Raw genomic sequence first — 26,378 nt, 5'->3', positions numbered from 1 at the left:
CATGGAAGCAACCATAAACGACACTGGGCATATTTTAAAACTTCTGCTTGTTGATGACGACGATGTGGATAGAGAACGTCTTCGCCGCATGTTGTCAAAATCGGACATTGAAACTCATGTATTAGAAGCATCATCGATTGAAGACTCGATGGTCTATTTAAAAGAGGGAGATTTCGACTGTGTCATTGTGGATTATCGATTAGGACTTAATTCAGGTTTAACCCTTCTCAATCATATCCGCACTATTTTAGAAAAACGTTGCGCTGTGATCATGGTAACAGGACTAGGCGATGAAGAAGTGGCCGCCCAAGCGATGCGTCTAGGTGCAAGTGACTATTTATTAAAGAATCATCTGCAAAGTACTCAGCTTATCCGCGCTATTATTAGCTCAGTCCATCGAGCTGAAATAGACAAAAAACTCCACGACATGGCTCATTACGACAATTTAACCGGATTGGCTAGCCGCCCTCTTCTTTTAGAACATTTACAGCAGGCTATTACTCATGAAGAATCGGCTGCGGTCGCCTTTCTTGACTTAGATAACTTTAAGCCGGTAAATGACAACTATGGACATGATACAGGTGACTATGTATTGGTAACCATCGCCAACCGACTAAAAGGTCTTCTTCGCAAAAGTGACACCTTGGCTCGGATTGGCGGGGACGAGTTTGTTCTGTTGCTGCGTGATGTATCAAGCAAAAAAGAATGCGATGATTTCCTCAAACAACTAATTGATTTGGTCAATACGCCAATTGAACTAGAGGCCTTCGATTGCCATGTTCAAGTATCTGCCAGCATCGGTGTTGCTTTGGTTTCAAATGACAGCCTTGATGCTGACACCATTTTACGGCGCGCAGATCAAACAATGTACCAAGCTAAAAACTTAGGCAGTAACAATATTTTATTTTTCGATCCTGAAGAGGAACGTCGTCAATTTGCACGCCGAGCGATGTTACAAGCAGCAGAAAAAGGCATTATAAACAATGAGTTCGAGCTGCATTATCAGCCACAAATCAATATGGTAGAGCATAAATTAATCGGCGTAGAAGCGCTTATTCGATGGAATCACCCAACCATGGGGTTTCTTTATCCGGCTGATTTTACAGAAGTTCTAGAGCACCCTAACACGGGTATATTAATCGGTGAATGGGTTCTACAAGAAGCGCTCAGCCAACATGCCTTATGGAAAATAAAAGATCTCATGATCAGTGTTAATATCTCACCAGCCCACTTACTCAGCAAAGATTTTGCCCAGCGCCTTAGCCTCTTACTACAAAGTATGCCTAACATTAATCCGCAATCATTAGAACTTGAAATCTTAGAAACGGTTTCAATATGCGATATCAACCAAGCCGTAGAGGTGGTAAAAGCCTGCTGTCAATTAGGGGTTCATGTCGCATTAGACGATTTTGGAACAGGGTATGCTTCGTTAAATTATCTGAAAAAATTGCCTCTTAATACCTTAAAAATTGATAAAGGATTTGTACAAAACCTTCTAATAAATCAAGAAGATCGCTCCATTGTGAAATGCATTGTGGCACTAAGCCAAGCTTTTCATTACAAGTTAATCGCCGAAGGCGTGGAATCACTTGAGCACGAGCAAACACTGATTGAAATGGGCTGCCAACTTGGCCAAGGTTATTTCATCGCTAAACCTATGTCTGCTGATAAAATGAGTGATTGGATTCTATCATACAGACAAAAATATCAGCTTCACTAAAAACATGACGCCAAAACCAGGCACTATTTTCCTCTAAGACAAAGATATTTTAACGCCTTCCAATGGACTTAATCATGACAAAATACGCAGCCGATTGTGCAAAAAACCACCAAGACAAAGCATTACAAAAGTTTCAAAACCACTTTTTAGTTTCATTAAAGGAAAAGTAACTTCCGCTTATAAAGAAGGTTGGTAGACTTCCGCGCACATTAAAACAAGCAAAAAAAGAGAGTCTATCATGATCACTAACGATGTTATGACGGTGCAGGATCAGCGCACCAGCAAAATCATATTGGCCATAGCCGCTATCACTATTTTATTAGCTACCTTTGCAGGCAAGATGCCAGGTGGCATGATAGGGGCATTAGGAATTATGGTCATTATTGGCTTTATTCTTAACTATATTGGAGACAGAACTCCGATTATCAACCAATTTTTTGGTGGTGGTGCCATCGTTGTCATTTTCGGCTCTGCTTACTTATTTCACAGCGGCCTATTTCCCTCCAGTGCAGAAAACAATGTCACAACCTTTATGAAAAGTGGCGGTTTCTTGTCTTTTTATGTGGCAAGCCTAGTGACTGGCTCTATCTTTGGTATGGACACTCAAACACTCAAGAAAGCGGCATTAAAATATATCCCTGTCATTTTAGGATCGGCTTTCTTTGCTTGTATATTCACCGGTTTAGTCGGCATGTTGGTCAGTAAAAATTTTTATGACTCGGTTATGCTGATTGCTCTTCCTATCATGGGTGGCGGTATGGGCGCTGGTGCTGTGCCACTTGTTGAAATCATGTCTGGTAAAACAGGAATGAGCGCAGAATCCTTAATGTCGCAGATGGTACCGGCCCTAGCAATTGGTAATGCTATTGCCATCGTCATGGCTGGCTTACTACACAAAGTTGGCCAAATGGCACCCAGTCTCACCGGTAATGGCCAGCTTATTCGTGGTCAAAAGCCAATCGAGGAAGAAGACCAGAAAGGCTCAGAGCTCAACGTGACCATTTTAGGTGTTGGTGCATTGTTAGCTGTCAGTATGTATTTTCTCGGTACGCTACTATCAAATTATATCAGCATGCACACTTATGCCTTGATGATACTATCGATTGCTTTGATTAAAGTATCAGGCATCATGCCAAAAGCACTAGAACAAGCAGCATTCTCTTGGTACAAGTTTGTAGTTAGCAACTTAACTCCTGCCCTATTGGTAGGTATTGGTGTGGCTTATACGGATCTAAACCAGATCCTTGATGCGCTGTCTCCTATGTACTTCTTCCTAGTACTCATCACTGTACTGGGCGCGGTATTTGGTGCTGGCCTGATTGGTTGGTTAATGGGCTTCTATCCTATCGAAGCGGCCATTACTGGCGGTCTTTGCATGGCAAACATGGGCGGCACAGGCGATGTGGCTGTTCTTGCGGCAAGTAAGCGCATGGAACTAATGCCTTTTGCACAAATATCCTCTCGCATTGGTGGCGCTTTCATGCTGATACTGGCAACAATCGTGGTTCAAGCGATCGCTTAATACCAAACGGGTAAACACATGAAAAGGCAAAACATCCCCTGTTTTTGCCTTTTCTATTTTTGCCTTTTCTATTTTTGCCTTTTGTTTAGCCCTTAGTCTGTATGTTGTATAATCACGCTTCTTTTTTTCATGTTAATGAAGCGCCGATGACACTCAAGTCTTACCTTGCCTTAATAACAATCTCGACTATCACCATTATTGTAGTGGCTGTCGCTTTAGTCTTTGGCTACTCATTACAAAATGCGTATTTAGATGGCATTGGCAAACGCGGATTAGAGCTGGCCCGCGTTATCGCTCAAGATGATAAAGTCATTCAGGCAGCTCGAATCAGCAATAGCGGACAACCAGTCTCTATCGAAAATCATATCGAAAATTTACGCAGCAAAACCGATGCCTCTTATATTGTGGTTGTTGACCAAAATGCCATCCGTCTAAGTCACCCCACAGAATCACTTATTGGTAAAAAGTTTATCGGTGACGATGTCTACCCAACCTTACGGCAAGGCATAGACTCCACCAGCATTGCCAGCGGTTCACTGGGTGAGGCCATTCGTAACTTTACCCCAATCAAAGACGAAACAGGCATTATCGGTGCCGTTAGCGTTGGTTACCTTACAAAGACTACCAGCGAGTTGATACACCAACATCTTCGCGAAGCGGGCTTGTTGGTTATTTTTGTCTATCTACTTGGTGTCATTATCGCCATCGTATTAATTGCCAAATTGAAGCGTACTTTTTTAAGTTTAGAGCCAGAAGAAATTGTTCGAAAATTCAAAGAACACGAATTAATTTTAGACAGTATTCGAGACGGCATTGTGGCGATTGATCATCAACAATATGTGACTGCGATTAATAGCATGGCTATTGAGTGGCTAACGATGAATGTGCTCAGTGCCTCACAAGTGGTAAACAAACCATTAAGCGAACAATCACAAAGCCTCTCCCACTTTGTTTTGGAAGCAAAAGGGCAAATGACTCAAAATAAGTTCAATTTGGGCAAACTGGAATTTATTGCCAATCTATACCCTATTAAAAGTCCAAAAGGTGATATCGGTTATGTGATTGTATTTTTTCCAGATCATGGAAAAAAATCATTAGAACAAGAACTAACGACAACTAAAAACTATGCGGATTTATTACGCGCTAAAACCCATGAATATGCCAACCACCTAAACGTGCTATCAGGAATGCTTCAAGCAGAACGCTACCAAGATGCCATAGAATTTTTACAACAAGAAAGTGATGGAGATCAGGCGGCGTTAAGACGCATCATTAAAACAATAGAAAACAGTGCAGTAGCTGGGCTAATTTTCGCCAAACACAATAAAGCAAAAGACTTAAAAGTGGATATGTTAATCGAAAGTGATTGTCAGCTCGGTAAATATCCACCTAAAGCCAATGAGGCATTGGTAACACTGGTGGGAAATCTAATAGACAATGCTTTACTAGCGGCTTGGTCTAATAGATTACTGACTACTCCATTTGTTAAGTTCTATATTAGTGATCGCAATGCGCACATCATGCTTCAAATAGAAGACAGCGGCGCAGGCGTGGATGAAAAACTAGAAAGCCGTATACTTGACTTTGGAGTCAGTAGCAAACACAACACAGAACAACACGGCATAGGACTGTATTTGGTCAAGAAGGTGGTTGACCAATACCACGGCAGCCTTGATTGGGAGCGCAGTGAGGTGAATACCACTGTGTTTAGTATTTATTTAGATAAACGAGCGCTAACAAGATGAATCGAATTCCTGTGATGATAGTGGAAGATGACCTACGTGCTAGCTATGTATTAGAAAACACCATAAATCAGCGCACGGATTTTACTGTCGTCGCTGTCTGCGAAAGCCTGCTTGAGGCAGAATTAAAAGCAGAGGCCTTCGAACCTGAATTAATTATGGTCGACATTAGTTTGCCAGATGGTAATGGCATTGATCTAATAGCACGGCTTAAAAGCAAGAACATAAAAAGTGCTTTTATCATGACCACAGCAGAAAGAGAAGCCACCACAATTGAAAGAGCCATCCAACTGGGAGTAATGGATTATCTGGTAAAACCCATCCGTATGTCTCGTGTCTTGCAAGCTCTGGATGACTATTTAGACTTTAGAAAGCGCCTAACTAGACACAACAAAATAGACCAACAAGATATAGATGCCTTATTTAGAAAAAACGCTCCCTCTGATGGCAGTAGAAAAACCCCAAAGGGTATCGATGAAAACACCCTTGAAAAGCTAACACAGCACCTAAAAACCCTAGATGAAACGCCCTTTACTGCAGAAGACATAGGTGACGCAATTAAGCTTAGTCGAATTACAGCCAGACGCTACCTTGAATATTTGGAAGCTCAAGGTCAAGTTAGTATGACACTTGATTACAAAACAGGTGGCAGACCCAAACAACGTTATAGTAAAACGGTGTAGCAACGCATGCTGAATCAGTTAAAACGCTTATTTTTCAGCAAACCCAAGCCGACAAAAGTCATTTTTATTGGTATCGATTACCTATGTTTTTCATTGGCTCGGTTCCCTATTAGATGATAATAGGCATAGCGAACACACCATCGAAATCACCGCATTTATTGATGACGAGCCATGGAATAACAGAACACAAGTGCATGGCTCAACGGTCTATTCACCTAGCGAAATTTCCGCCCTAGTGCGTAAACATGACGTGAAATTGATCATACAAATTCAGGGAGAATCGATCAGTATTGCCGACAATATTTGGGAAGGTATTTTTAAGACGAAAGCCAAGTTGATAACACTGGAAACAGGACAAGATATAAAGACCATGCAGACAATAGTATATCAGGCACTATAACACCAAATCTTTAAATTAAATGTTTTCATTTTAGTTTAAAGATTTGGTATTAATATCATAAAGATTATTGAACCAAGGCAACTTGTTGGTTCGACAAATTCATAGCAGCCTTAAGAGACTGAGTCGATGACATGGTTAACACATTTAATTGATCTGTGTAGACGTCTTTTGGCAATGCAATATCGCTACGCTGCGCCATCACTGTTTTAAACTTCTCAACATCTATCGAATCAGATCCATTTTTAATCGAATTCAATTCATCATTGGTTAAGCTTGCTACACCACCGCCCGAGCAAATAAATAGCTCCTGTGATGAAATCGACACCAAAAGCGACCACACCAGGAACAAAGAAGAACAATAAACCAATTGCGTCTAATGCTGCCACACCCACATCGATTTGACCATTTGTTTGACCACGACGTTCAGGGTAAAGTAACGTACCACATGCCGTAACTTGAGTAATAAATAAGGCGGCTGCAATACCACGTGCCAGATGAGTAAAACCTAGATTGTTCTTTAAACCTATCATACTTATTCCTTATAAATGATTACCAACATGACACTCTACAGTGCTGTTAATCACAACACAAACTTAGCCACCTTTATTTCACAATGCTTTCGCACTACACAGATGTCATTTTCTCATCTAGCTTATCAACGATGTATTCACCAATTGGAAAAGCACTTGTCGCTGCTGGCGAAGGCGCATTACAAACATGCAGCGTTCTCGTGCTCTGAGCAAACAAAAAGTCATGCACTAAACTACCATCTTTCATCACCGCTTGAGCTCGAATTCCAGCAGGATATGCCTGCAAATCATCTAAAGACACAAGGTCACAATACTTTCTTACTTGCGCCAAATAACCCGGTTTATACCAAGAATTTTTTGTTTCCGTTAAACCCGTCCGCCAATGCGACATCAGCAACCGCCAGAAACCAGGAAAACGTATCATGTCAACGATATCTCGCATATTGATATTGATACGGCCATAGCCTTCTCGCTTCCATCCTTGTACCGCATTAGGACCAACCGTCACAGAGCCATCTATCATGCGGGTCAAATGCACGCCTAAAAACGGCAGATCTGGATCTGGGATGGGATAAATAAGGTGGTTAACAATACGATTATGTTTTGCTGGCAACTGATAGTATTCACCACGGAATGGAATGATCTGGAAATCAGTCGGGATATTCAACATCTTAGTTAATCTATCCGCCATCAGACCGCTACAACTGACCAGATAAGACGTACTCACAACATCATTATTTAAGGTAATAGCCACACGCTCATGACTTTCATCAAGGTTCTGCACCTCAGAATTTAAACGTAACTCGCCACCTTTTTGAACAAACAATTCTGCTAATTTTCGGCAAATATTTCGATAATTCACAATGCCAGTCGACGGAACAAATAACGCGCCAATCCCTTTTATGTTAGGTTCACGTTCATTTAGTTGCGCCTGATCCAGCTTATGAACTTCCAAGCCATTATTTTGACAACGAAGAAACAGAGCTTCCATGCGCTCATATTCCAGTGCATTGGTGGCCACCAGTAACTTACCACACTCCTCAAAATCAATATGATGCTGGAGACAAAATTCTTTCGTTGCTTTTGCGCCTCTTTGACAAAAATCTGCTTTAAGACTGCCTGGCGCATAATAAACACCCGCATGGATCACACCAGAATTATGCCCTGTTTGATGCAATCCAACCTCAGCTTCCTTTTCAACCAGCAATATACGATATTTTGGATAACGCTTAAGTAACTGCCAGGCTGTTGACAGCCCTACTATACCGGCCCCGATAACCGCTATATCGTAAACTGAATGTTGAGACATGTTTGCCAGTACTCCCATCTTGTTTTATTTTTTCGCTGATTTATAAGATTGTGCAAATAAACACCTTAGAAGCACATCCATACCAGCATACTTAGTTTGCGTACTTCAAAAGAAAGCCCCGCCGGTCTGTTTTATAAAAGTGAATACAGGCCGAACAAATACAAACCCTTTCTTTTCCTGCTAACCTTGTTGACGTAGAAATCCATTCCAACATGTCACTAGGAATATGAAGAGTAAAACACCAGCATCCATCATGACTGTCTACGGTACAAGCATTATCACCCAAACAAAAAGGACACTTCATTTTTAACACCTATTTTCGTGCCTATAAAGCAAAAAAATCCCCGCCGAAGCAGGGATTTTATAATCAGTCACACTGTAAAGTACTCGCTTACCAGCCAGTGATTTCTTTAAGTGCAGCACCGATGTCCGCTAGAGAGCGAACAGTTTTAACACCAGCGTCTTGTAGCGCTGCGAATTTTTCGTCAGCTGTGCCTTTACCGCCAGAAATGATCGCGCCAGCGTGACCCATACGCTTACCAGCAGGTGCAGTCACACCAGCAATGTAAGAAACAACAGGCTTAGTTACGTTTGCTTTGATGTAAGCAGCCGCTTCTTCTTCCGCTGTACCACCAATTTCACCGATCATAACGATCGCTTCAGTTTGTGGATCGTTTTGGAACATTTCCAATACGTCGATGAAGTTAGTACCTGGGATTGGGTCACCACCGATACCTACGCAAGTAGATTGACCGAAGCCTGCATCAGTCGTTTGTTTAACCGCTTCATAAGTCAATGTACCAGAACGAGATACGATACCTACTTTACCTGGCAAATGAATGTGACCAGGCATGATACCGATCTTACACTCACCTGGTGTGATAACACCTGGACAGTTAGGGCCGATTAGACGTACGCCTAGCTCGTCACATTTAACTTTACAGTCAAGCATGTCAAGAGTCGGAACACCTTCAGTGATACAAACGATTAGTTTGATACCAGCGTTCGCCGCTTCTAAGATAGAATCTTTAACAAAAGGTGCTGGAACGTAAATAACAGACGCTTCCGCACCTGTTTGTTCAACCGCTTCTTTCACTGTGTTGAAAACAGGTAGACCTAGATGAGTTTGACCACCTTTACCTGGCGTCACACCACCAACCATCTTCGTTCCGTAAGCAATCGCTTGCTCAGAGTGGAACGTACCTTGTCCGCCAGTGAAACCTTGACAGATTACTTTAGTATCTTTATTGATTAAAACAGACATTATTATTTGCCCTCCGCAGCTTTAACAACTTGTTCAGCTGCGTCTTTTAGACTTGTTGCAGCGATGATGTCTAGACCTGAGTTTGCTAGAACTTCACGGCCTTTCTCTGCGTTAGTACCTTCAAGACGAACAACAACAGGCACGTTAACACCGACTTGCTCAACCGCACCGATAATACCTTCAGCGATCATATCGCAACGAACGATACCACCGAAAATGTTAACCAATACCGCTTTAACATTGCTGTCAGAAAGGATGATTTTAAATGCTTCAGCAACGCGTTCTTTTGTTGCACCGCCGCCTACGTCTAGGAAGTTAGCAGGTTTACCGCCGTGTAGGTTAACGATATCCATAGTACCCATTGCTAGGCCGGCACCGTTTACCATGCAGCCAACGTTACCGTCTAGCGCTACATAGTTAAGTTCCCATTTAGCTGCATGTGCTTCACGCTCATCTTCTTGAGAAGGATCGTGGAACTCTTGCATCTTCTTCTGACGGTAAACAGCGTTACTGTCGATACCGATTTTGCCATCTAGACAGTGAAGGTTGCCTTCTTCTGTAATAACAAGTGGGTTGATTTCAAGAAGCGCGAAATCGTAATCATGGAACATTTGTGACAAACCAAGGAACACGTTAGTGAACTGCTTGATTTGTGTAGGGTTAAGACCCAATTTAAATGCCAACTCACGAGCTTGGTATGGCTGAGCGCCCACAAGCGGATCAATGATCGCTTTATGGATAAGCTCTGGGGTTTCTTCTGCTACTTTCTCGATCTCAACACCGCCTTCTGTAGACGCCATGAAAACAACGCGACGAGTAGAACGGTCAACTACTGCACCTAGGTACAATTCGTTAGCAATGTCAGTGCAAGATTCTACAAGAATCTTCGCAACAGGCTGACCTTTTGCATCAGTTTGGTAAGTAACAAGATTTTTACCAATCCAGTTTTGTGTAAACGCAGCAACTTCTTCATAAGAATCAACAAGCTTTACACCGCCCGCTTTACCGCGACCACCAGCGTGAACTTGAGCCTTAACAACCCACTTGTCACCACCAATTTTTTTCGCTGCTTCAACTGCCGCTTCTGGCGTGTCTACTGCGTATCCTTTAGATACTGGCAGGCCGTATTCAGCAAAAAGCTGTTTAGCCTGATATTCATGTAAGTTCATTTGATTCTTCCGCTCATCTGAATGATTGACATAAGCTCTGCCTGCTAAGACAGAAATTGCCGGCTCTAGGCCGGCAAATCTAATTTTTATTAACGCTTTTTACGGTTTGCGATATGGATCGCATGGTTGTCTACCGCTAATGCTGCTTCGTGAACCGCTTCACTCACTGTTGGGTGAGCAAAAACAGTCAAAGCGATATCTTCTGCAGTAGAACCGAATTCCATTGCAATAACCGCTTGCGCGATCAAGTCAGCCGCGTGACCACCAATAATGTGGCAGCCTAAAATACGGTCTGTTTCTTCACAAGCAATTATCTTAACGAAACCATCAGTGTCATTTGCCGCCATAGCACGACCAGACGCTGCAAATGGGAATTTACCCACTTTAAACTTAACACCTTCTGCTTTTAGCTCTTGCTCATTTTTACCAACCCAAGCAAGTTCTGGGTGAGTATAAATAACAGATGGGATGCAGTCATAATTCATTTGTGCTTTATGGCCAGCGATGATGTCTGCAACCATAACACCTTCTTCAGATGCTTTGTGTGCCAACATAGGACCACGTACAATGTCACCAATCGCGTATACGCCTGGAACAGATGTACGGCACTGCTCATCAACGAAGACAAAGCCACGTTCATCTAGCTTCACGCCAGAATCTTCAGAGAAACAACCTTGAGTAAATGGCTTACGACCAACGGCAACAATCAGCTTATCAAAGGTTTGCTTCTGCTCGTTACCTTCTTTATCTAGGTAAGTCACTTCCACTTCTTCACCGTTGATTTGGCTGCCAGTAACACGCGCACCAAGACGAATGTCTAAATGCTGTTTCTTGAAGATTTTAGCCGCTTCTTTCGCTACATCCTGGTCACAAAGGCTTAGGAAAGCGTCTTGCGCTTCAAGAACCACAACCTCAGAACCTAAACGAGTCCCATACAGAGCCAAGTTCTAGACCGATAACACCAGCACCGATAACGCCTAGACGTTTTGGCACAGCACGGAAATCAAGCGCACCTTGGTTATCAACGATAATATCACCCGTACGTGGCGCAGGTGGAATATTCACTGGCACTGAGCCTGTCGCTAAAATAACGTTCTCAGTTTCAATAACGGTTACCGTACCGTCATGCGCTGTGAATTCGACTTTTTTGTTCGCTAATACTTTACCAAAACCTTCGAAACTTGTTACACCGTTAGCTTTGAAAAGGCCAGTGATACCACCGGTCAACTGATCTACGATTTTATCTTTACGATCAACCATAGCATCAACGTTCATAGCAACGTCACTCATACTGATACCATGTACGCCAAAAGTTTCTTTCGCATCATGGTATTTTTGTGAAGAGTCTAACAGTGCTTTAGAAGGAATGCAGCCAACGTTTAAACAAGTACCGCCAAGGCGAGGCTTATTGTCTTTGTCTAACCATTTTTCGATACAGGCTGTTTTCAAACCTAGCTGAGCAGCGCGAATAGCGGCTACATAACCACCAGGGCCGCCACCAATTACAACAACATCAAATTTATCAGACATAAGAGATCCCATTTTTCAGTAAAACTGAACGACCTAATCGGGCCGTTCAGTATTCAATTCATACAATTCAGAGGGTACGAATAGTTAGATTTCAAGCAAAAGACGTGCAGGGTCTTCAAGCAATTCTTTGATCGTTACTAAGAATTGTACGGCTTCTTTGCCGTCAATCATACGGTGATCGTAAGACAAGGCCAAATACATCATCGGCTGGATTACGACTTGACCATTAACCGCCATTGGACGATCTTGGATTTTATGCATACCCAAAATAGCCGTTTGTGGTGGGTTAATGATAGGCGTAGACATCAAAGAACCGAAAGTACCGCCGTTAGTGATAGTGAAAGTACCACCTTGCATGTCATTCATTCCCAGTTTGCCATCACGACCACGAAGAGCGAAGTCCATAATAGTCGACTCGATGTCAGCAAGCCCCATTGCTTCTGTATTGCGAAGTACAGGCACCATTAAACCACGATCAGTGGACACGGCTACACCAATGTCTTGGTAGCCATGGTAAACCATGTCATTGCCATCAATCGATGCGTTCACTGCTGGGAAGCGTTTAAGCGCTTCAGTCGCCGCTTTCACGAAGAATGACATGAAACCAAGTTTAGTGCCGTTGTGTGTTTTAGCAAACAAGTCTTTGTACTTAGCACGCAATTCCATGACAGGTGCCATATTGACTTCGTTGTAAGTCGTCAACATAGCAGCGGTTTGCTGAGCTTCGACCAAACGCTTCGCAATCGTGGCACGAAGACGTGTCATTGGAACACGTTTTTCAATACGGCCGTCCGCACCTAGAGCGGCTACTGGCGCAGCAGCTGGTTTAGATGCTGGAGCAGGTGCAGCTTTAGCTGGCGCAGCAGGAGCAGAGGCTTTTGCCTTCACAGCCGCGTCTACGTCTTCTTTTGTGATACGACCACCTTTGCCAGTTCCTTTCACTTGAGAAGCCGTTAAACCCGCTTCAGAAAGTGCTTTACGAGCAGCAGGACCAGCCACACCATCTTCATCACCATCTGCAGCAGAAGCAGATGAAGTGGAAGACGCTGTATTAGCAGGCGCTGCTTCAGTAGCAGACGCTCCAACCAAGAAGTTAGCAAGAACCTCATCACTAAGGACAGTATCACCTTCGTTTTTCAAGATGTCGCCAATTACACCATCAGCAGGCGCTACGACTTCTAAAACAACTTTATCCGTTTCAATGTCAACAATGTGCTCATCACGTGAACACGCTTCACCTGCTTTCTTGTACCAAGTTGCCACGGTGCCATCGGCAACAGACTCAGGGAAAGTAGGCGCTTTAATTTGAACCGTTTCTTTTGAAGAAGACGCCGCTGCAGCTGGCGCTGCTTTCTCCGCTTGCGCTGGTGCTGCAGAAGCCGCACCTGATTCAAAAATAGCCAACACTTCGTCACTTAGTACGATGTCGCCTTCTGCTTTTAAAATTTCTTTCAAAACGCCATCAGCAGGTGCAACAACTTCTAAAACAACTTTGTCTGTCTCGATGTCAACAATGTGCTCATCACGTGCACAGGATTCACCTGGCTGTTTGTACCAAGTGGCAACGGTACCGTCTGCTACCGATTCTGGAAAAGTAGGTGCTTTAATTTCAATGCTCATTTTATACCCTTATCTCTCTGACAGGCTATGGTACTAACCAACTAATGCGTCGTTGACCAGCGCTTCTTGTTCTTCAACATGGATAGACATGTAACCAGCCGCTGGGGCAGCAGACGAAATACGTCCTGCAAAACGGATTTTTAGCTCTGGGTACAGTTTTTCCAATACTCGATTCATACGGTGACGATTGGCATGCCAAGCACCTTGGTTTTTCGGCTCTTCTTGACACCATACCAAACTCTCAACATTGTTGTACTGCTCTAACACAGACTCTAGGTCAGCGTATGGGAACGGATACAACTGCTCCAAACGAATCACAGCAACATCATCTTTTTGCAACTCTTCACGACGGTTAATCAAGTCGAAATACACTTTACCGCTACATAGGATAATGCGTTTCACTTTATCCGCAGCAATGTTTTCATCCGACTCGGGAAGAACCGTTTTGAAACTGCCTTCTGCCAAGTCTTCTAATGTCGAAATCGCTTGCTTATGACGCAACAAACTCTTCGGTGACATTATGATCAGCGGACGACGCATAGGACGAATCGCTTGACGACGAAGGATATGGAAAATTTGTGACGGCGTAGTCGGAACACAAACTTGAATATTGTATTCGGCACACAACTGCAAGAAGCGTTCTAAACGTGCAGACGAATGCTCTGGTCCTTGACCTTCATAACCATGTGGCAACAACATAGTCAGACCGCATAGGCGACCCCATTTATGCTCACCACTGGTAATAAACTGGTCAATAACAACCTGTGCACCGTTAGCAAAGTCACCAAACTGCGCTTCCCATATGACCAAACCTTTTGGAGAAGTGCTGGCATAACCGTACTCAAAAGCCAATACCGCCTCTTCTGAAAGGTAAGAGTCGTAAAGATCCATTGTAGGCTGATCTTCTGACAAATGCTTAAGAGGAATATAGGTACTACCGTCTTTCTGACTGTGAATAACCGCATGACGGTGCGAGAATGTACCACGACCAGAGTCTTGACCCGTAATACGAATCGGATAACCCTGTTCAAGCAAGGTCGCAAAGGCAAGCGTTTCTGCATAACCCCAGTTAAGAGGTAAGGCACCCGCCGTCATCTTGTCGCGGTCTTGGTAAATTTTCTGCACTTGACGCTGAACAACAATACCATCAGGTATATTAGTTAACTTCCTAGCAACTTCCTGTAATTTGGAAAGCGGGTAAGTTGTATCGCCAGCATCTGTCCATTCAACACCAAGGTATGGTTTCCAATCGACAAATGAACCTGTTTGAGATTCAAGAACCAAGCTTTTCGCTACATGACGAGCGTTATCAAGGTCTTCTCTGTTCTCAGCGACCATTTGGTCAGACTTTTCTTGTGTAACCACAGATTCTGCAACGAGACGCTCAGAATAAAGAGTACGTGTCGTTTTTAGATTGTTGATCACATTGTACATTAATGGCTGAGTACCTGATGGCTCATCCGTTTCATTGTGACCACGGCGACGGTAACACACCATGTCAATCACAACATCACGACCAAACTCATAGCGGTAATCTAGCGCAAGCTGAGTGACAAACAACACGGCTTCTGGATCATCACCATTGACGTGGAAAATAGGCGCTTGAATGATTTTAGCAACATCTGTGGCATATTCCGTAGAACGCGAATCTTCTTGACGGTTCGTGGTAAAGCCCACTTGGTTGTTAATAACAATATGAACCGTACCGCCTGTACGATAAGCGCGAGTTTGAGACATCTGAAACGTCTCCATAACCACACCTTGGCCTGCAAAAGCTGCATCACCGTGAATCGAAATAGGCACAACACTTTTACCCGTTGTATCTTTACGACGATCTTGGCGAGCACGAACAGAACCTTCTACTACAGGAGAAACGATCTCCAAATGCGATGGGTTAAATGACAGAGCAATGTGTACTTCTCCGCCAGCCGTCATCACGTTAGAAGAGAAACCTTGGTGATATTTAACGTCGCCAGATGTGTTAACAAGCTTCTTACCTTCAAACTCGTCAAATAAATCTTTGGGATTTTTACCAAGCGTATTAACTAATACGTTAAGACGCCCACGGTGAGCCATGCCGATAACAACTTCTTTGGCACCAAGTGCACCGGAGCGCTGAATCAACTCGTTTACCATGGGGATTAAGCTTTCGCCACCCTCAAGACCAAAGCGTTTTGCACCAGGATAACGACTAGCAAGGTATTTCTCTAAGCCTTCCGCTGCTGTTAAACGTTCCAATAGGCTTTCGCGAGTTTCTTGGGAATATTCTGGACGAGAACGAACGGATTCGACACGCTGTTGAAGCCAAGCTTTTTCTTGAGTATCAACAATGTGCATAAACTCATAACCAATGCTACCGCAATAGGTTTTTTCAAGTTCCGATACAATTTCACTTAATTTAAGCGAATCTTTATTAAAGAATAAAGAGCCAACATTGAATACTGTATCTAAATCAGCGCCCGTTAATTGGTGATAGCCAATATCTAAATCAGCTACTTTCTCACGTTTTTGTAATCCAAGCGGATCAAGTGTTGCATGTTGATGCCCACGAACGCGGTAAGCATTAATCAACTGCAAAACACTAATTTGCTTCTGTTCATGATCAGAACTTGCAACATTACCTGTAGAAACAGGCATTGAGCGAAATTTATTCTTACCAATCTGTAGAAACTGCTCTTGAATCACTGAATGAGGTAGATCAGTTGATTGCGCTTCGCTTACACGAGGCAATTGATCAAAACATTTACGCCATTCTTCCGACACTGAGTTCGGATCGACGAGGTAGCTTTCAAACAACCCTTCAACATATTCCAAGTTTCCACCTGAAAAGTGAGAGGTGCTCCACAGCAACTCCATTAAACTTTCGTGCATTCTCGATCACCCTTATGTTCGAGCCAGCTACCAGGGTCCGGTATCAACCTATTGATTAAGGTCGATCATTTTATCAGGCCCGTAAGGCTATTAAAGCCTCGATTTTTTGTTTATTTCCAGCCACTTCCGCCCTTCTACGTTTAATACTCAACCACTACAAACACTTCATTCATACAAACAAACAAAGCACTTTGAATCCGTAATCACTAAGGCAGTGGTCTTTCTTAGGCGCTTCCTTGCCCGTAAAGATCGAATTTTAAATCGTTTTTTCCATATTCTCTACATCAGAATATGAAAAAATGGCGGCATTGAACCATTATTCAAGCCGCCGAGTTTATGCGATCACATTAAAACAACACGATGGATCACACAACACATCATCAGGTCGCTCTCTGCAAAAGCATAGAACGAATATTACCAATGGCCTTAGTCGGATTTAATCCTTTAGGACATACATTTACACAGTTCATAATACCATGGCAACGGAAGACACTAAATGGATCATCTAGATCACTAAGACGCTCTTGCGTGGCCGTATCACGACTGTCCGCCAAGAAACGGTAAGCTTGCAACAATCCTGAAGGCCCTACAAACTTATCTGGATTCCACCAGAAAGATGGACATGCAGTTGAGCAGCAAGCACACAAGATACATTCATAAAGACCATCAAGCTTTTCACGTTCTTCTGGGCTTTGCAAACGTTCAATTGCTGGCGCTGGTGTATCATTTAGCAAATAAGGACGAATCTTCTCATATTGCTTGTAGAACTGACCCATATCAACCACAAGATCACGAACCACTGGCAAGCCAGGAAGAGGACGCAATACCAATTTACCTTTTTTTACAGCCTCAGAAACCGGCGTAATACAAGCCAAGCCATTCTTTCCTGACATATTCATGCCATCAGAGCCACATACACCCTCACGACATGAACGACGGTATGAAATACTTGGATCTTGCGCTTTAAGCAAATTCAAAACATCAAGCACCATCAAGTCTTTACCTGCTGGCAACTCAATCTCATAATCCTGCATGTAAGGAGCGTCGTCCTTCTCAGGATTGTAGCGATAGATACTAACTAACATTGACATAACTCCTTAGTATGAACGAGCCTTAGGTGGGAAAGCTTCCATGGTCTTTGGCGCAAAGTTTACATCACGCTTGGTTACAGTCTTACCTACTGGATGGAATAAAGAATGTTTCAACCAGTTTTCATCGTCACGTTCAGTAAAGTCATTGCGAGCATGAGCACCACGACTTTCCTTACGGAATTCAGCCGGAATAGCTGTCGCTTCAGCAACTTCAAGTAAATTTTCAAGCTCTAAAGCTTCAATACGCGCTGTATTGAATGCTTGACTCTTATCTTCAAGATACAAATTTTCAACACGAGTACGAATTTCTTTTAACTGCGCAAGACCTTTTTGCATTGCTTCGCCATCACGAAACACACCAAAATAAAGCTGCATTACACGCTGCAGATCAGCACGCACCGCTGCAACACTTTCGCCGCCTGTGGAACTATTCAAACGATTCAGGCGAACCAATGCTTTTTCAATATTGGTGTCATCAGCATCCAATGAATCAAAACCTTCATCCAATGACTTCTTAACCTGAATACCAACCGCACGCCCAAACACAACTAAATCTAGCAGCGAGTTACCACCCAAACGGTTAGCGCCATGCACCGATACACAAGCCGCTTCACCACAAGCATAAAGACCATCAATAATAACGTCTTCACCAGCTTCGTTAACTTTAATTGCTTGACCGCCAATATTAGTTGGAATGCCACCCATCATGTAATGACAAGTTGGAATAACAGGAATCGGCTCTTTTACTGGATCAACGTGAGCAAAAGTACGAGATAACTCAAGAATACCAGGAAGACGCTTATTCAACGTTTCTTCACCCAAGTGATCCAACTTAAGCAATACGTGATCACCATCAGGACCACAACCACGCCCTTCCAAAATCTCAAGAATCATTGAACGAGCAACCACATCTCGACCGGCAAGGTCTTTTGCGTTTGGAGCATAACGCTCCATGAAACGTTCACCATCTTTATTGATCAGGTAACCACCTTCACCACGACAACCTTCCGTCACTAGTGTACCAGCACCGTAAATACCGGTTGGGTGGAATTGCCACATTTCCATATCTTGCATTGGGAAGCCAGCACGCAAAGCCATACCAACGCCATCACCCGTATTGATGTGAGCATTCGTCGTAGATTGATAAATACGACCTGCGCCACCTGTAGCAATAACCGTTGCTTTCGCTTTCAGATAAACGGTCTCACCGCTCTCGATACAAATCGCGATAACACCAACAACAGCGTCTTCTCTGTTTTTTACAAGATCAGTGGCGTACCATTCGTTGAAGAATGTAGTACCACCTTTAAGGTTGCCTTGATACAGTGTATGTAGCAGTGCATGACCAGTACGGTCTGCAGCAGCACAAGTACGGGCAGCCTGACCACCTTTACCAAAGTCTTTAGACTGACCACCAAACGGACGCTGATAAATACGACCCTGCTCAGTACGAGAGAATGGCAATCCCATGTGCTCTAATTCAAAAACGGCTTGAGGACCGACAGAACACATGTATTCGATTGCATCTTGGTCGCCAATATAATCCGACCCTTTTACAGTGTCATACATGTGCCAGCGCCAATCATCGTTTGGATCATCACTTGCAATGGCACAAGTAATACCACCCTGCGCAGAAACCGTGTGTGAACGAGTTGGAAATACTTTAGTAACGCATGCCGTATTCAAACCAGATTCGGTCAACTGGAGCGCAGCACGCATACCTGCGCCGCCCCCACCAATAACAATGGCATCAAAAGAAATAGTACGAATATTTGCCATTACTTATAGCCCCCAAAGAACTTGAACACCCCATACGATGTAAACAAACATTACAAAACCGCATAGAGATTGAAAGAAGAAACGTGCACCCGTTGCTTTAATATAGTCAGTTGAAACAGACCATAATCCAATCCAAGAATGCATACCAATCGACAAAAGCACCATTAGACTGAATATTCGCATCCATGTCGCTTCAAATAAAGCACTCCACTGATCGTATGTAAGATCAGGATTCAGCAACAAATAACCAATGATAAAAACCGTGTACAAAGACAATACAACAGCAGACACTCGCTGCATCATCCAGTCGTAAAGACCAGAGCGACCAAAACTTGTGATTTGAGTTACCATATCCACACTCCTGCTAACACGATTAGAACGGCAGCAATCGCAATATTTGCAATAGCAGCATTACGCCCACTCTCTAACTCTTCAAAATAACCCATATCCATGAACAAGTGTTTCACACCTGCTACAAAGTGGTACATCAGCGCAGAAACAACACCCCAAATAACAAACTTTACTAGAAAACTAGTTTGTAGTGCATTAACCACCTGATCAAAACCTTCTTGCGACTCTAAAGAAAGATCGAATGCATAAAACAAGAAAGCCAACCCTACAAAAAGGATGATTCCTGTTACACGGTGAAGAATAGACACGATTGCTGTGACTGGCTGAGATATGGTTAAAATATCAAGGTTGACTGGTCTTTTTTTATTCACGACTTTTACACCATTTTGTGTTGATTGAATGGTCAATCACGACCCAATGTCTATACGTGCTATATTCAGCTCTGGATCAGAGTAAAATAATGACGTCATAGGCCTACTTTGAAAATCCCATCGATTTGCAAACAAATGTTTAAAAGCGACTCTCTTTTATCCATTAGCATCAACAAATCAATGAAATCGTCTGAGGCGCAATTATAGACCAGCCAAAAATACTAAGACAAATAGACTGAACGAGAGGTTTTCAATGGTCACCATTCATCAAATGAATGTAACCATAAGCCGAAACAATAATGGTATAAAATTACATAAAAAACCACACTAAAAAAACGACAAAAAACCCATATAATCAACAAGTTAATTGTTTTTGAGCATTTTCTTGACTTTACATCAACCCCTTGTTTTGTCAGATAATTACAAAATAACACAACCTAATGTAAATAGAGTGCAAATGAACAAGATTGACTTTTATAGTCTAGAGACAGTATTTTTTCCGCACCTTCTGGGCCAGGTGGAGTCAACCTACGACGTCTTAGCCCCGAACCAGAATACGAAGGAGACCATAAATGGCTGATAAAAAAGCGCTACTCAAAGTGGATGGGATCGATAAAGCTATCGAACTTCCTGTTCTTTCAGGCACCCTAGGTACAGACGTTATCGACGTTCGAGGCTTAGGTGCGAACGGTGTATTCACCTACGATCCAGGATTTATGTCTACCGGCTCTTGTGAATCCTCTATTACTTACATAGATGGAGATGCTGGCATTCTTTTGCATCGCGGCTATCCTATTGCCCAACTTGCAGAACACTCAGACTATCTAGAAACCTGCTATTTATTACTTTACGGGGAATTACCCGACAAAAAACAAAAAGCAGAATTTGAAAGAACGGTTGGCAAACACACCATGGTCAACCAATCAATGCACAAATTCATTGAAGGTTTCCGAAATGATGCCCACCCTATGGCCATCATGTGCGGTCTTGTTGGAGGCTCTATCGGCTTTTTACCAAGATCACATGGACATCAGCAACCCTAAGCATCGTGAAATTGCTGCGTTCCGCCTGATTTCTAAAATGCCAACGCTCGCTTCAATATGCTATAAGTATTCTAAAGACCAACCAGTTATGTACCCACGTAACGACTTGTCTTATGCTGAAAACTTTTTGTACATGATGTTTGCAACACCTTGCGAGGATTACAAAGTAAACCCCGTTTTCGCCAAGGCTATGGATAGAATATTCATCCTGCACGCAGATCATGAACAAAATGCCTCAACCTCCACAGTTCGTCTCGCAGGCTCCTCAGGCGCCAACCCGTTTGCGTGTATTGCAGCAGGCATCGCGACACTTTGAGGTCCAGCTCATGGTGGTGCCAACGAAGCGGTACTAACTATGCTGGAAGAGATTGGCGACGTTGAGCACATCGACAAATTTATCGCCAAAGCAAAAGATAAAAATGATCCTTTCAGATTGATGGGCTTTGGTCATCGTGTATACAAAAACTTTGACCCTCGTGCCAAAGTGATGCGCGAAACCTGTGATCAGGTATTGGCAGAACTTGGTCAATCAGACGATCCTTTACTAAAAATCGCTAAACGCCTTGAACAGATTGCTCTAGAAGATCCTTATTTCGTAGAACGTAAGCTTTATCCAAACGTTGATTTCTACTCAGGCATCATCATGAAAGCAATTGGCATTCCAACCAGTATGTTTACTGTTATCTTCGCCATGTCTCGTACTATTGGCTGGATCTCTCACTGGAATGAAATGATCAGTGGACCTTATAAAATTGGCCGTCCGCGCCAACTTTATGTCGGTAAACCACAGCGCGATTATCCGACTAAAAAGTAATACACCAATATCGTGGTATTACAAAAAACGCGCCTTTCGGCGCGTTTTTTTATCACTCTTTTTTAAATAGCATTCAGTATAGGATACTAAGAATCACTCCTCATCCTCTTCTACAATCTCTGTAACCGTAGAATGACCGCACTTAATGCAGTCACCTTCAATCCAAACTCGATCTTTACTTTCAAATTCCTTTGGGTTGACCATCCCTAAATCCACTTCCATACAATGGTTGCACCAAGTTTGCGCCAAAAAATCTCTTTGCTCTTCTTCAGGACGAGCGAAGAAATCTCTTTCTACTATGTTTTCTTCTAGTTCATCTGTCATTCAATTTACTCCACTGTATTGATAGGATGCGACTCGATTTGCATCAGGATCTAACGCATTTAATGGAGCACTGATTAGCAAACGACTCAAGGATATGCTGTTAAATAGCTTCTGCTTGTCCCCATCAATTTCTAGTGCAAACTCAATGGTATCACCATCCACTTGAAGCAAAGTCACATTACGCACAACGCCAATACTTTCTAAATATGACTGAACCTTACTCATAACATTGTAGCTTTCTACACCTGCCACTCGAACTGTTAACTGACTAACAGAACCACTATTGCGCACGGAAGCGTAGCGAGAAGAAAACACTTTCGCCAATTTAGTCGTTGCTTGATCAACCACCGCTTTTAGAGTATTTCCCGACAATACAAATCGCTCTGACTCCCCTCCCTTCAGTAACACCAACAAATTCCCGCTCATTTGCCCGGCATAATTACTAATCCTTATGGCGGCAACAGAATCTGTTTGATAACGCGTACTCGCTCGGGCAATACTATCCTCAAAAAAGCCCCATACGTCTGCTGTAGAAATGGTTCTTTTGTCAACCTCGTCCTGCAAAGGTGCGTAGATAGGCAAACCTGCCAAATTGGCCGATTGTGCAAATTCATTCAATACAACCGACGGCTCTCTTGAGCCAGACAAACTTCTTACGCCATTGGTTTCACTTACTAACCACACTAAGACAGAAGGTCTGTTTTCCCCCCATACCGGTAAATTATTTTGTGATAAAAAGCGATCAATAGACTCTTGGTAGAACGTGACCCGAACTTGTTTACCAGGCACTAATCCCCCATCAGAGGATATAAGCTCACTGAGCGAAGCAACTGAGTGTTGTGCAACCCACGCTGACGCTTGACGCTTAGCTTGAGCCATCACACTATTGGTGATGGCTTCTTTATCACCTGATACTTTTATCAGTACTTCTTCTGCCGCCAAACCAAACGCTTGGCTTAACATCTGATCTTCTGATTGAGTCACAGGCAAATTAATTTCAGCACTATAAAGCCCCTGAACAGGGACCGCATTGGCTGTCGGAATCAACAAAACACTAATGAGTAATAAAAATATACGAGAATTCATAGCCTTTCCTTCGTTTATTTGCCTATTCTACTGTCTTAATTGCAAAGAACCATAGCCCTAATGCGCCACTATGCTAAAATGCCTTTTTTCCTCGTACCATGATAAGGCATAGGCAATGACCAAGTCAGATAAACCATCGATTAGTTATAAAGACGCAGGCGTAGATATCAACGCTGGCAATCAACTTGTTGAACGTATTAAAGGCGTAAGCAAAAAAACTCGTCGCCCTGAAGTAATGGGTGGTCTGGGAGGCTTTGGTGCTTTGACACGCCTTCCCACAAAATATAAAAACCCCATACTTGTTTCTGGCACAGACGGTGTCGGTACCAAGTTGCGCTTAGCTATGGATCTTAATCAACACGACACCATTGGTATCGATCTTGTCGCAATGTGCGTGAACGATCTCGTTGTTGCCGGCGCTGAGCCTCTATTATTCCTAGATTACTACGCCACTGGCAAGCTAGATGTTGATGTCGCCGCCAATGTTGTCACAGGTATTGGCGAAGGCTGTATACAAGCTGGTTGCGCACTCGTTGGTGGCGAAACGGCAGAAATGCCAGGCATGTATCATGATGGTGATTATGATCTCGCTGGCTTTTGTGTTGGTGTCGTTGAAGAAGAAAACATCATCGATGGCAGTAAAGTAAAAGCAGGCGACACATTGATCGCATTAGGTTCATCTGGCCCTCACTCCAATGGCTACTCCCTAATTCGTAAAATCCTTGAAGTCAGCAAAGCCGACCTTAACCAAGAAATCGACGGTGTCGCCCTAAAAGACGCTCTAATGGAGCCAACTCGTATTTACGTCAAATCCATTCTTAAGTTGATGGAATCCGTTTCAGTTAATGCTTTGGCTCACATCACCGGTGGCGGGCTGCTAGAAAACATTCCTCGTGTATTACCTGAAGATACCGCTGCTCGTATTGATGCCACTAGTTGGAAACGTCCTGCTGTGTTTGATTGGCTACAAGAACAAGGAAATGTTAAGCAAGAAGAGATGTATCGTGTTCTAAACTGCGGCGTCGGCATGGTACTTTCTATTGATGCAGAAAAAGCAAATGAAGCACTCGCTATTCTAAAAGCAGAAGGTGAAAATGCTTGGATCATTGGTGATGTTTGTCCTCGTAATGGTGGAAAGGAAGTATTAATCTCAGACCTTGAGGCGCAGGCATGAGTTTTCCGATCGTTGTCTTAATTTCTGGCAGCGGCAGCAACTTGCAAGCTTTGATTGATCAAAGCTTGCAAGGAAAACTCGACATCAATATTTGTGCGGTGATCAGTAATAAAGCACAAGCCTACGGACTTGAAAGAGCCAAGATGGCGGGTATTCCCACTCATACACTCGACCATAAGTTATTTGCGAGTCGAGAAGAGTTTGATGCCGAGCTGCAAGCGATTATTGATCAGTACCAACCAAAGTTGGTTGTTCTTGCTGGCTTTATGCGTATTTTGACTGAAACGTTTGCGAAACATTACGAAGGTAGAATGCTCAACATTCACCCATCGCTGCTTCCTAAATACAAGGGTTTGAATACGCATCAACGGGCAATTGATGCAAATGAGAAAGAGCATGGTGTGTCAGTACATTTCGTGAGTCCAGAATTGGATGCTGGTGCCGTTATACTTCAAGCAAGTACAAGTATAGCCACTGACGATACGGCAGAATCTTTGGCTGCAAAGGTCCATGCCCTAGAACATATTATCTATCCTCTGGCCGTAAAATGGTTCAGCGAGAAAAGATTAACATTTGAGAACGGAAAAGCTTTTTTGGATACGAATGCACTACCACAAAGCGGCATTCTATATAATGAAGCGTTAACATGATGTAGGAGAAAGTATGAGAGGCTCGTAAAATTCCAATATTATTAATGGTTATTTTTATGAGTATTCCCATGCTTTCTCTTCTCTCAGCAAAAGCAAATGCCACGCAAACGCAAACGCAAAACACGTTTCTAAAACCCTACTCCGCCGTATATAGCACCATCTGGAAAAAAGGCATTAGCTTAAAAGTAGAAGGCAAGCAAACCTTGTCAAAAAAATCTGGCGACCTGTGGCAGTTTGTTTTTACGGCTGACAGCATGATTGCCTCACTCAACGAGTCCTCTACTTTTCATGTCAGAAATCACCAAATAATTCCAACCAGCTATCATTACAAAAGTTCAGCGCTAGGAAAAAAACGCAGCGCCACCTTGACCTTTGATTGGGACAACAACCTCGTTCGTAACGATATAAAAGACAAACCTTGGAACCTCACCATCCCTTTAAAAACACTTGATAAATTATCTGTGCAACTTCAAGTTAGACAAGACTTAAAGCTGGGGAAAAACGAATTTGATTACCAAATTGCCGACGGTGGATATATTAAAAATTGGCGATTCAAACGTGACAAGACAGAAGATATTAACACCAAATTGGGTCGATTCTCTGCCATTAAAATCATTCGTACTGATAATCTCGAAAAAGGCAAAAAGACATCTTTTTGGTTTGTCCCAACACTTGACTACTTGTTGGTTAAACTAGAACACCAAGAAGATGGCGAATCTTATCAACTTGATATTGAATCCGTTAAATAAACTTAGACTAAGTCTCTAGGTGTATTAACGTTTAACAAGTCAGCGTCGTTAGCCCAAATAACAGACTGACAACCAAATTTCTCATAAAAAGCTGAAACATTATATATCAGAGTTTCCTCTAGAAATTGGCTAAGCGCGTTGTGAGTCCTTTCTACAGGTAAAATAGCATGCAGTGGATGAGTACCAGAGCCACTTTCTAAAAAATGGATTTTTTCTGGAGCCAACAGACTGGCTTGTTTCAGTTTGGCAAAGGCATCACTATTGATACACGGAGTATCACAAGGCGATATCAATAAATGTGACGTTTTCGCAAAGGCCAAACAAGCTAACAAACCTGACAATGGCCCTTTTCCTTGATAAGCCAGATCATCGGCAATCACCTCATAACCAAGCGCGGCATAAGCGTCAAAATTCCGGTTCGCATTAATAAACACGCTATCAGCCACTTGCTGCAAAGCTTGCCCGACCAACAGGGCCATAGGGGTATTCCGAAACAACAGCAAACCTTTGTCTTGACGTGACATCCGCTCAGCGTTGCCCCCCGCTAATACCGCTGCTGATAATGAGATAAACGCCATACAACCTT

General features: G+C 43.0%; 23 protein-coding genes and 2 pseudogenes. 9 read left to right on the top strand and 16 right to left on the bottom strand.

All coding sequences use genetic code 11. The annotated features are described in order from the left end of the window. Position 1: 1 nt before the first annotated feature. The 5 genes from ONZ52_RS03490 (at position 2) to ONZ52_RS03470 (ending at position 6,067) form a co-directional block, all read left to right on the top strand. Entirely contained in the window at positions 2 to 1,720 is a 1,719-nt protein-coding gene (locus tag ONZ52_RS03490; protein WP_265217294.1) for a GGDEF domain-containing response regulator, read from the top strand. A gap of 238 nt (positions 1,721 to 1,958) precedes the next feature. Next, positions 1,959 to 3,242 carry a 2-hydroxycarboxylate transporter family protein gene (locus ONZ52_RS03485; protein ID WP_265217293.1) on the top strand — a complete coding sequence of 428 codons (1,284 nt, stop codon included), beginning with the start codon at positions 1,959 to 1,961 and terminating at the stop codon, positions 3,240 to 3,242. Positions 3,243 to 3,388: 146 nt separating this feature from the next. Beyond that, positions 3,389 to 4,987, top strand: coding sequence for an ATP-binding protein (locus ONZ52_RS03480; RefSeq protein ID WP_265217292.1), 1,599 nt, complete (start codon positions 3,389 to 3,391; stop codon positions 4,985 to 4,987). Further along, positions 4,984 to 5,667 carry a response regulator gene (locus ONZ52_RS03475; protein ID WP_265217290.1) on the top strand — a complete coding sequence of 228 codons (684 nt, stop codon included), beginning with the start codon at positions 4,984 to 4,986 and terminating at the stop codon, positions 5,665 to 5,667. The genes ONZ52_RS03480 and ONZ52_RS03475 overlap by 4 nt, the downstream gene beginning before the upstream one ends. A gap of 67 nt (positions 5,668 to 5,734) precedes the next feature. Then, the gene (locus ONZ52_RS03470) at positions 5,735 to 6,067 is read left to right on the top strand and encodes a nucleoside-diphosphate sugar epimerase/dehydratase (protein ID WP_265217289.1); all 333 of its coding nucleotides are present in this window, start codon (positions 5,735 to 5,737) and stop codon (positions 6,065 to 6,067) included. Positions 6,068 to 6,131: 64 nt separating this feature from the next. On the opposite strand, the gene ONZ52_RS03465 is transcribed toward ONZ52_RS03470, so the two are convergent. The 13 genes and pseudogenes from ONZ52_RS03465 to sdhC all read right to left on the bottom strand — a co-directional run bounded on the left by ONZ52_RS03465 (position 6,132) and on the right by sdhC (position 19,988). Further along, complete coding sequence (locus tag ONZ52_RS03465) at positions 6,132 to 6,323, bottom strand: hypothetical protein (RefSeq protein WP_265217288.1); 192 nt, start codon at positions 6,321 to 6,323, stop codon at positions 6,132 to 6,134. 4 nt (positions 6,324 to 6,327) lie between these two features. Further along, positions 6,328 to 6,597, bottom strand: coding sequence for a hypothetical protein (locus tag ONZ52_RS03460; RefSeq protein WP_265217287.1), 270 nt, complete (start codon positions 6,595 to 6,597; stop codon positions 6,328 to 6,330). Positions 6,598 to 6,691: 94 nt separating this feature from the next. Further along, positions 6,692 to 7,906 (bottom strand): L-2-hydroxyglutarate oxidase, encoded by a 1,215-nt coding sequence (gene lhgO, locus ONZ52_RS03455; RefSeq protein WP_265217286.1) that lies wholly within the window; start codon positions 7,904 to 7,906, stop codon positions 6,692 to 6,694. A gap of 91 nt (positions 7,907 to 7,997) precedes the next feature. Beyond that, the gene (locus ONZ52_RS25215) at positions 7,998 to 8,210 is read right to left on the bottom strand and encodes a cysteine-rich CWC family protein (RefSeq protein ID WP_409419341.1); all 213 of its coding nucleotides are present in this window, start codon (positions 8,208 to 8,210) and stop codon (positions 7,998 to 8,000) included. 87 nt (positions 8,211 to 8,297) lie between these two features. Then, entirely contained in the window at positions 8,298 to 9,170 is an 873-nt protein-coding gene (gene sucD, locus ONZ52_RS03450; RefSeq protein ID WP_265217285.1) for a succinate--CoA ligase subunit alpha, read from the bottom strand. 2 nt (positions 9,171 to 9,172) lie between these two features. Beyond that, positions 9,173 to 10,339 (bottom strand): ADP-forming succinate--CoA ligase subunit beta, encoded by a 1,167-nt coding sequence (sucC, locus tag ONZ52_RS03445; protein ID WP_265217284.1) that lies wholly within the window; start codon positions 10,337 to 10,339, stop codon positions 9,173 to 9,175. 89 nt (positions 10,340 to 10,428) lie between these two features. Then, positions 10,429 to 11,869, bottom strand: a pseudogene (gene lpdA / locus ONZ52_RS03440) (dihydrolipoyl dehydrogenase). Between the two features lie 84 nt (positions 11,870 to 11,953). Continuing rightward, positions 11,954 to 13,489 carry a 2-oxoglutarate dehydrogenase complex dihydrolipoyllysine-residue succinyltransferase gene (gene odhB / locus ONZ52_RS03435; RefSeq protein WP_265217282.1) on the bottom strand — a complete coding sequence of 512 codons (1,536 nt, stop codon included), beginning with the start codon at positions 13,487 to 13,489 and terminating at the stop codon, positions 11,954 to 11,956. Between the two features lie 33 nt (positions 13,490 to 13,522). After that, positions 13,523 to 16,360: a 2-oxoglutarate dehydrogenase E1 component gene (locus tag ONZ52_RS03430; protein ID WP_265217281.1), complete on the bottom strand. Its 2,838-nt coding sequence runs from the start codon at positions 16,358 to 16,360 to the stop codon at positions 13,523 to 13,525. Positions 16,361 to 16,740: 380 nt separating this feature from the next. Next, complete coding sequence (locus tag ONZ52_RS03425; protein ID WP_111638517.1) at positions 16,741 to 17,445, bottom strand: succinate dehydrogenase iron-sulfur subunit; 705 nt, start codon at positions 17,443 to 17,445, stop codon at positions 16,741 to 16,743. Between the two features lie 12 nt (positions 17,446 to 17,457). Further along, entirely contained in the window at positions 17,458 to 19,230 is a 1,773-nt protein-coding gene (gene sdhA / locus ONZ52_RS03420; RefSeq protein WP_265217278.1) for a succinate dehydrogenase flavoprotein subunit, read from the bottom strand. A 3-nt stretch (positions 19,231 to 19,233) separates the two neighbouring features. Continuing rightward, complete coding sequence (sdhD, locus tag ONZ52_RS03415; protein WP_110571770.1) at positions 19,234 to 19,581, bottom strand: succinate dehydrogenase, hydrophobic membrane anchor protein; 348 nt, start codon at positions 19,579 to 19,581, stop codon at positions 19,234 to 19,236. Further along, positions 19,575 to 19,988 carry a succinate dehydrogenase, cytochrome b556 subunit gene (gene sdhC / locus ONZ52_RS03410; protein ID WP_346433222.1) on the bottom strand — a complete coding sequence of 138 codons (414 nt, stop codon included), beginning with the start codon at positions 19,986 to 19,988 and terminating at the stop codon, positions 19,575 to 19,577. Before sdhC ends, sdhD begins: the two co-directional genes overlap by 7 nt. A gap of 536 nt (positions 19,989 to 20,524) precedes the next feature. Between sdhC and gltA the strand changes: the two are divergent. Then, a pseudogene (gltA, locus tag ONZ52_RS03400) lies at positions 20,525 to 21,809 on the top strand (citrate synthase). A 93-nt stretch (positions 21,810 to 21,902) separates the two neighbouring features. On the opposite strand, the gene ONZ52_RS03395 reads toward gltA, so the two are convergent. Both ONZ52_RS03395 and ONZ52_RS03390 read right to left on the bottom strand, forming a co-directional pair. Beyond that, on the bottom strand, positions 21,903 to 22,133 hold the full coding sequence (locus tag ONZ52_RS03395) for a hypothetical protein (RefSeq protein WP_265217277.1): 231 nt from the start codon (positions 22,131 to 22,133) through the stop codon (positions 21,903 to 21,905). Continuing rightward, the gene (locus tag ONZ52_RS03390) at positions 22,134 to 23,219 is read right to left on the bottom strand and encodes a DUF2066 domain-containing protein (protein WP_265217276.1); all 1,086 of its coding nucleotides are present in this window, start codon (positions 23,217 to 23,219) and stop codon (positions 22,134 to 22,136) included. Between the two features lie 115 nt (positions 23,220 to 23,334). On the opposite strand from ONZ52_RS03390, the gene purM reads away from it, so the two are divergent. From purM to ONZ52_RS03375, 3 genes are read left to right on the top strand one after another with little or no spacing between them, the layout of a single operon-like run. Further along, entirely contained in the window at positions 23,335 to 24,393 is a 1,059-nt protein-coding gene (gene purM, locus ONZ52_RS03385) for a phosphoribosylformylglycinamidine cyclo-ligase (RefSeq protein WP_265217275.1), read from the top strand. Beyond that, the gene (gene purN, locus ONZ52_RS03380) at positions 24,390 to 25,043 is read left to right on the top strand and encodes a phosphoribosylglycinamide formyltransferase (protein WP_265217274.1); all 654 of its coding nucleotides are present in this window, start codon (positions 24,390 to 24,392) and stop codon (positions 25,041 to 25,043) included. Before purM ends, purN begins: the two co-directional genes overlap by 4 nt. Before the next feature lie 56 nt (positions 25,044 to 25,099). Then, on the top strand, positions 25,100 to 25,792 hold the full coding sequence (locus ONZ52_RS03375) for a DUF3108 domain-containing protein (protein ID WP_265217272.1): 693 nt from the start codon (positions 25,100 to 25,102) through the stop codon (positions 25,790 to 25,792). A gap of 2 nt (positions 25,793 to 25,794) precedes the next feature. Here ONZ52_RS03375 and mobA read toward each other — a convergent pair whose 3' ends face one another. After that, complete coding sequence (gene mobA, locus ONZ52_RS03370; RefSeq protein WP_265217271.1) at positions 25,795 to 26,370, bottom strand: molybdenum cofactor guanylyltransferase; 576 nt, start codon at positions 26,368 to 26,370, stop codon at positions 25,795 to 25,797. Positions 26,371 to 26,378: the final 8 nt, after the last annotated feature.

It is taken from the genome of Marinomonas rhodophyticola, assembly GCF_026113935.1.
GTDB classification, from domain to species: Bacteria; Pseudomonadota; Gammaproteobacteria; order Pseudomonadales; family Marinomonadaceae; genus Marinomonas; species Marinomonas rhodophyticola.
The sequence above is the reverse complement of the archived record's forward strand: the minus strand, read 5'-3'. Positions and strand labels throughout refer to the sequence as shown.

What these genes read in the sequence shown, in the direction of transcription:
- ONZ52_RS03490 (WP_265217294.1), top strand. Translation starts at nt 2, where the DNA reads ATGGAAGCAACCATAAACGACACTGGGCATATTTTAAAACTTCTGCTT.
- ONZ52_RS03485 (WP_265217293.1), top strand. Translation starts at nt 1,959, where the DNA reads ATGATCACTAACGATGTTATGACGGTGCAGGATCAGCGCACCAGCAAA.
- ONZ52_RS03480 (WP_265217292.1), top strand. Translation starts at nt 3,389, where the DNA reads ATGACACTCAAGTCTTACCTTGCCTTAATAACAATCTCGACTATCACC.
- ONZ52_RS03475 (WP_265217290.1), top strand. Translation starts at nt 4,984, where the DNA reads ATGAATCGAATTCCTGTGATGATAGTGGAAGATGACCTACGTGCTAGC.
- ONZ52_RS03460 (WP_265217287.1), bottom strand. Translation starts at nt 6,597, where the DNA reads ATGATAGGTTTAAAGAACAATCTAGGTTTTACTCATCTGGCACGTGGT.
- lhgO (WP_265217286.1), bottom strand. Translation starts at nt 7,906, where the DNA reads ATGTCTCAACATTCAGTTTACGATATAGCGGTTATCGGGGCCGGTATA.
- ONZ52_RS25215 (WP_409419341.1), bottom strand. Translation starts at nt 8,210, where the DNA reads ATGAAGTGTCCTTTTTGTTTGGGTGATAATGCTTGTACCGTAGACAGT.
- sucD (WP_265217285.1), bottom strand. Translation starts at nt 9,170, where the DNA reads ATGTCTGTTTTAATCAATAAAGATACTAAAGTAATCTGTCAAGGTTTC.
- sucC (WP_265217284.1), bottom strand. Translation starts at nt 10,339, where the DNA reads ATGAACTTACATGAATATCAGGCTAAACAGCTTTTTGCTGAATACGGC.
- odhB (WP_265217282.1), bottom strand. Translation starts at nt 13,489, where the DNA reads ATGAGCATTGAAATTAAAGCACCTACTTTTCCAGAATCGGTAGCAGAC.
- ONZ52_RS03430 (WP_265217281.1), bottom strand. Translation starts at nt 16,360, where the DNA reads ATGCACGAAAGTTTAATGGAGTTGCTGTGGAGCACCTCTCACTTTTCA.
- ONZ52_RS03425 (WP_111638517.1), bottom strand. Translation starts at nt 17,445, where the DNA reads ATGTTAGTTAGTATCTATCGCTACAATCCTGAGAAGGACGACGCTCCT.
- sdhA (WP_265217278.1), bottom strand. Translation starts at nt 19,230, where the DNA reads ATGGCAAATATTCGTACTATTTCTTTTGATGCCATTGTTATTGGTGGG.
- sdhD (WP_110571770.1), bottom strand. Translation starts at nt 19,581, where the DNA reads ATGGTAACTCAAATCACAAGTTTTGGTCGCTCTGGTCTTTACGACTGG.
- ONZ52_RS03395 (WP_265217277.1), bottom strand. Translation starts at nt 22,133, where the DNA reads ATGACAGATGAACTAGAAGAAAACATAGTAGAAAGAGATTTCTTCGCT.
- ONZ52_RS03390 (WP_265217276.1), bottom strand. Translation starts at nt 23,219, where the DNA reads ATGAATTCTCGTATATTTTTATTACTCATTAGTGTTTTGTTGATTCCG.
- purM (WP_265217275.1), top strand. Translation starts at nt 23,335, where the DNA reads ATGACCAAGTCAGATAAACCATCGATTAGTTATAAAGACGCAGGCGTA.
- purN (WP_265217274.1), top strand. Translation starts at nt 24,390, where the DNA reads ATGAGTTTTCCGATCGTTGTCTTAATTTCTGGCAGCGGCAGCAACTTG.
- ONZ52_RS03375 (WP_265217272.1), top strand. Translation starts at nt 25,100, where the DNA reads ATGAGTATTCCCATGCTTTCTCTTCTCTCAGCAAAAGCAAATGCCACG.
- mobA (WP_265217271.1), bottom strand. Translation starts at nt 26,370, where the DNA reads ATGGCGTTTATCTCATTATCAGCAGCGGTATTAGCGGGGGGCAACGCT.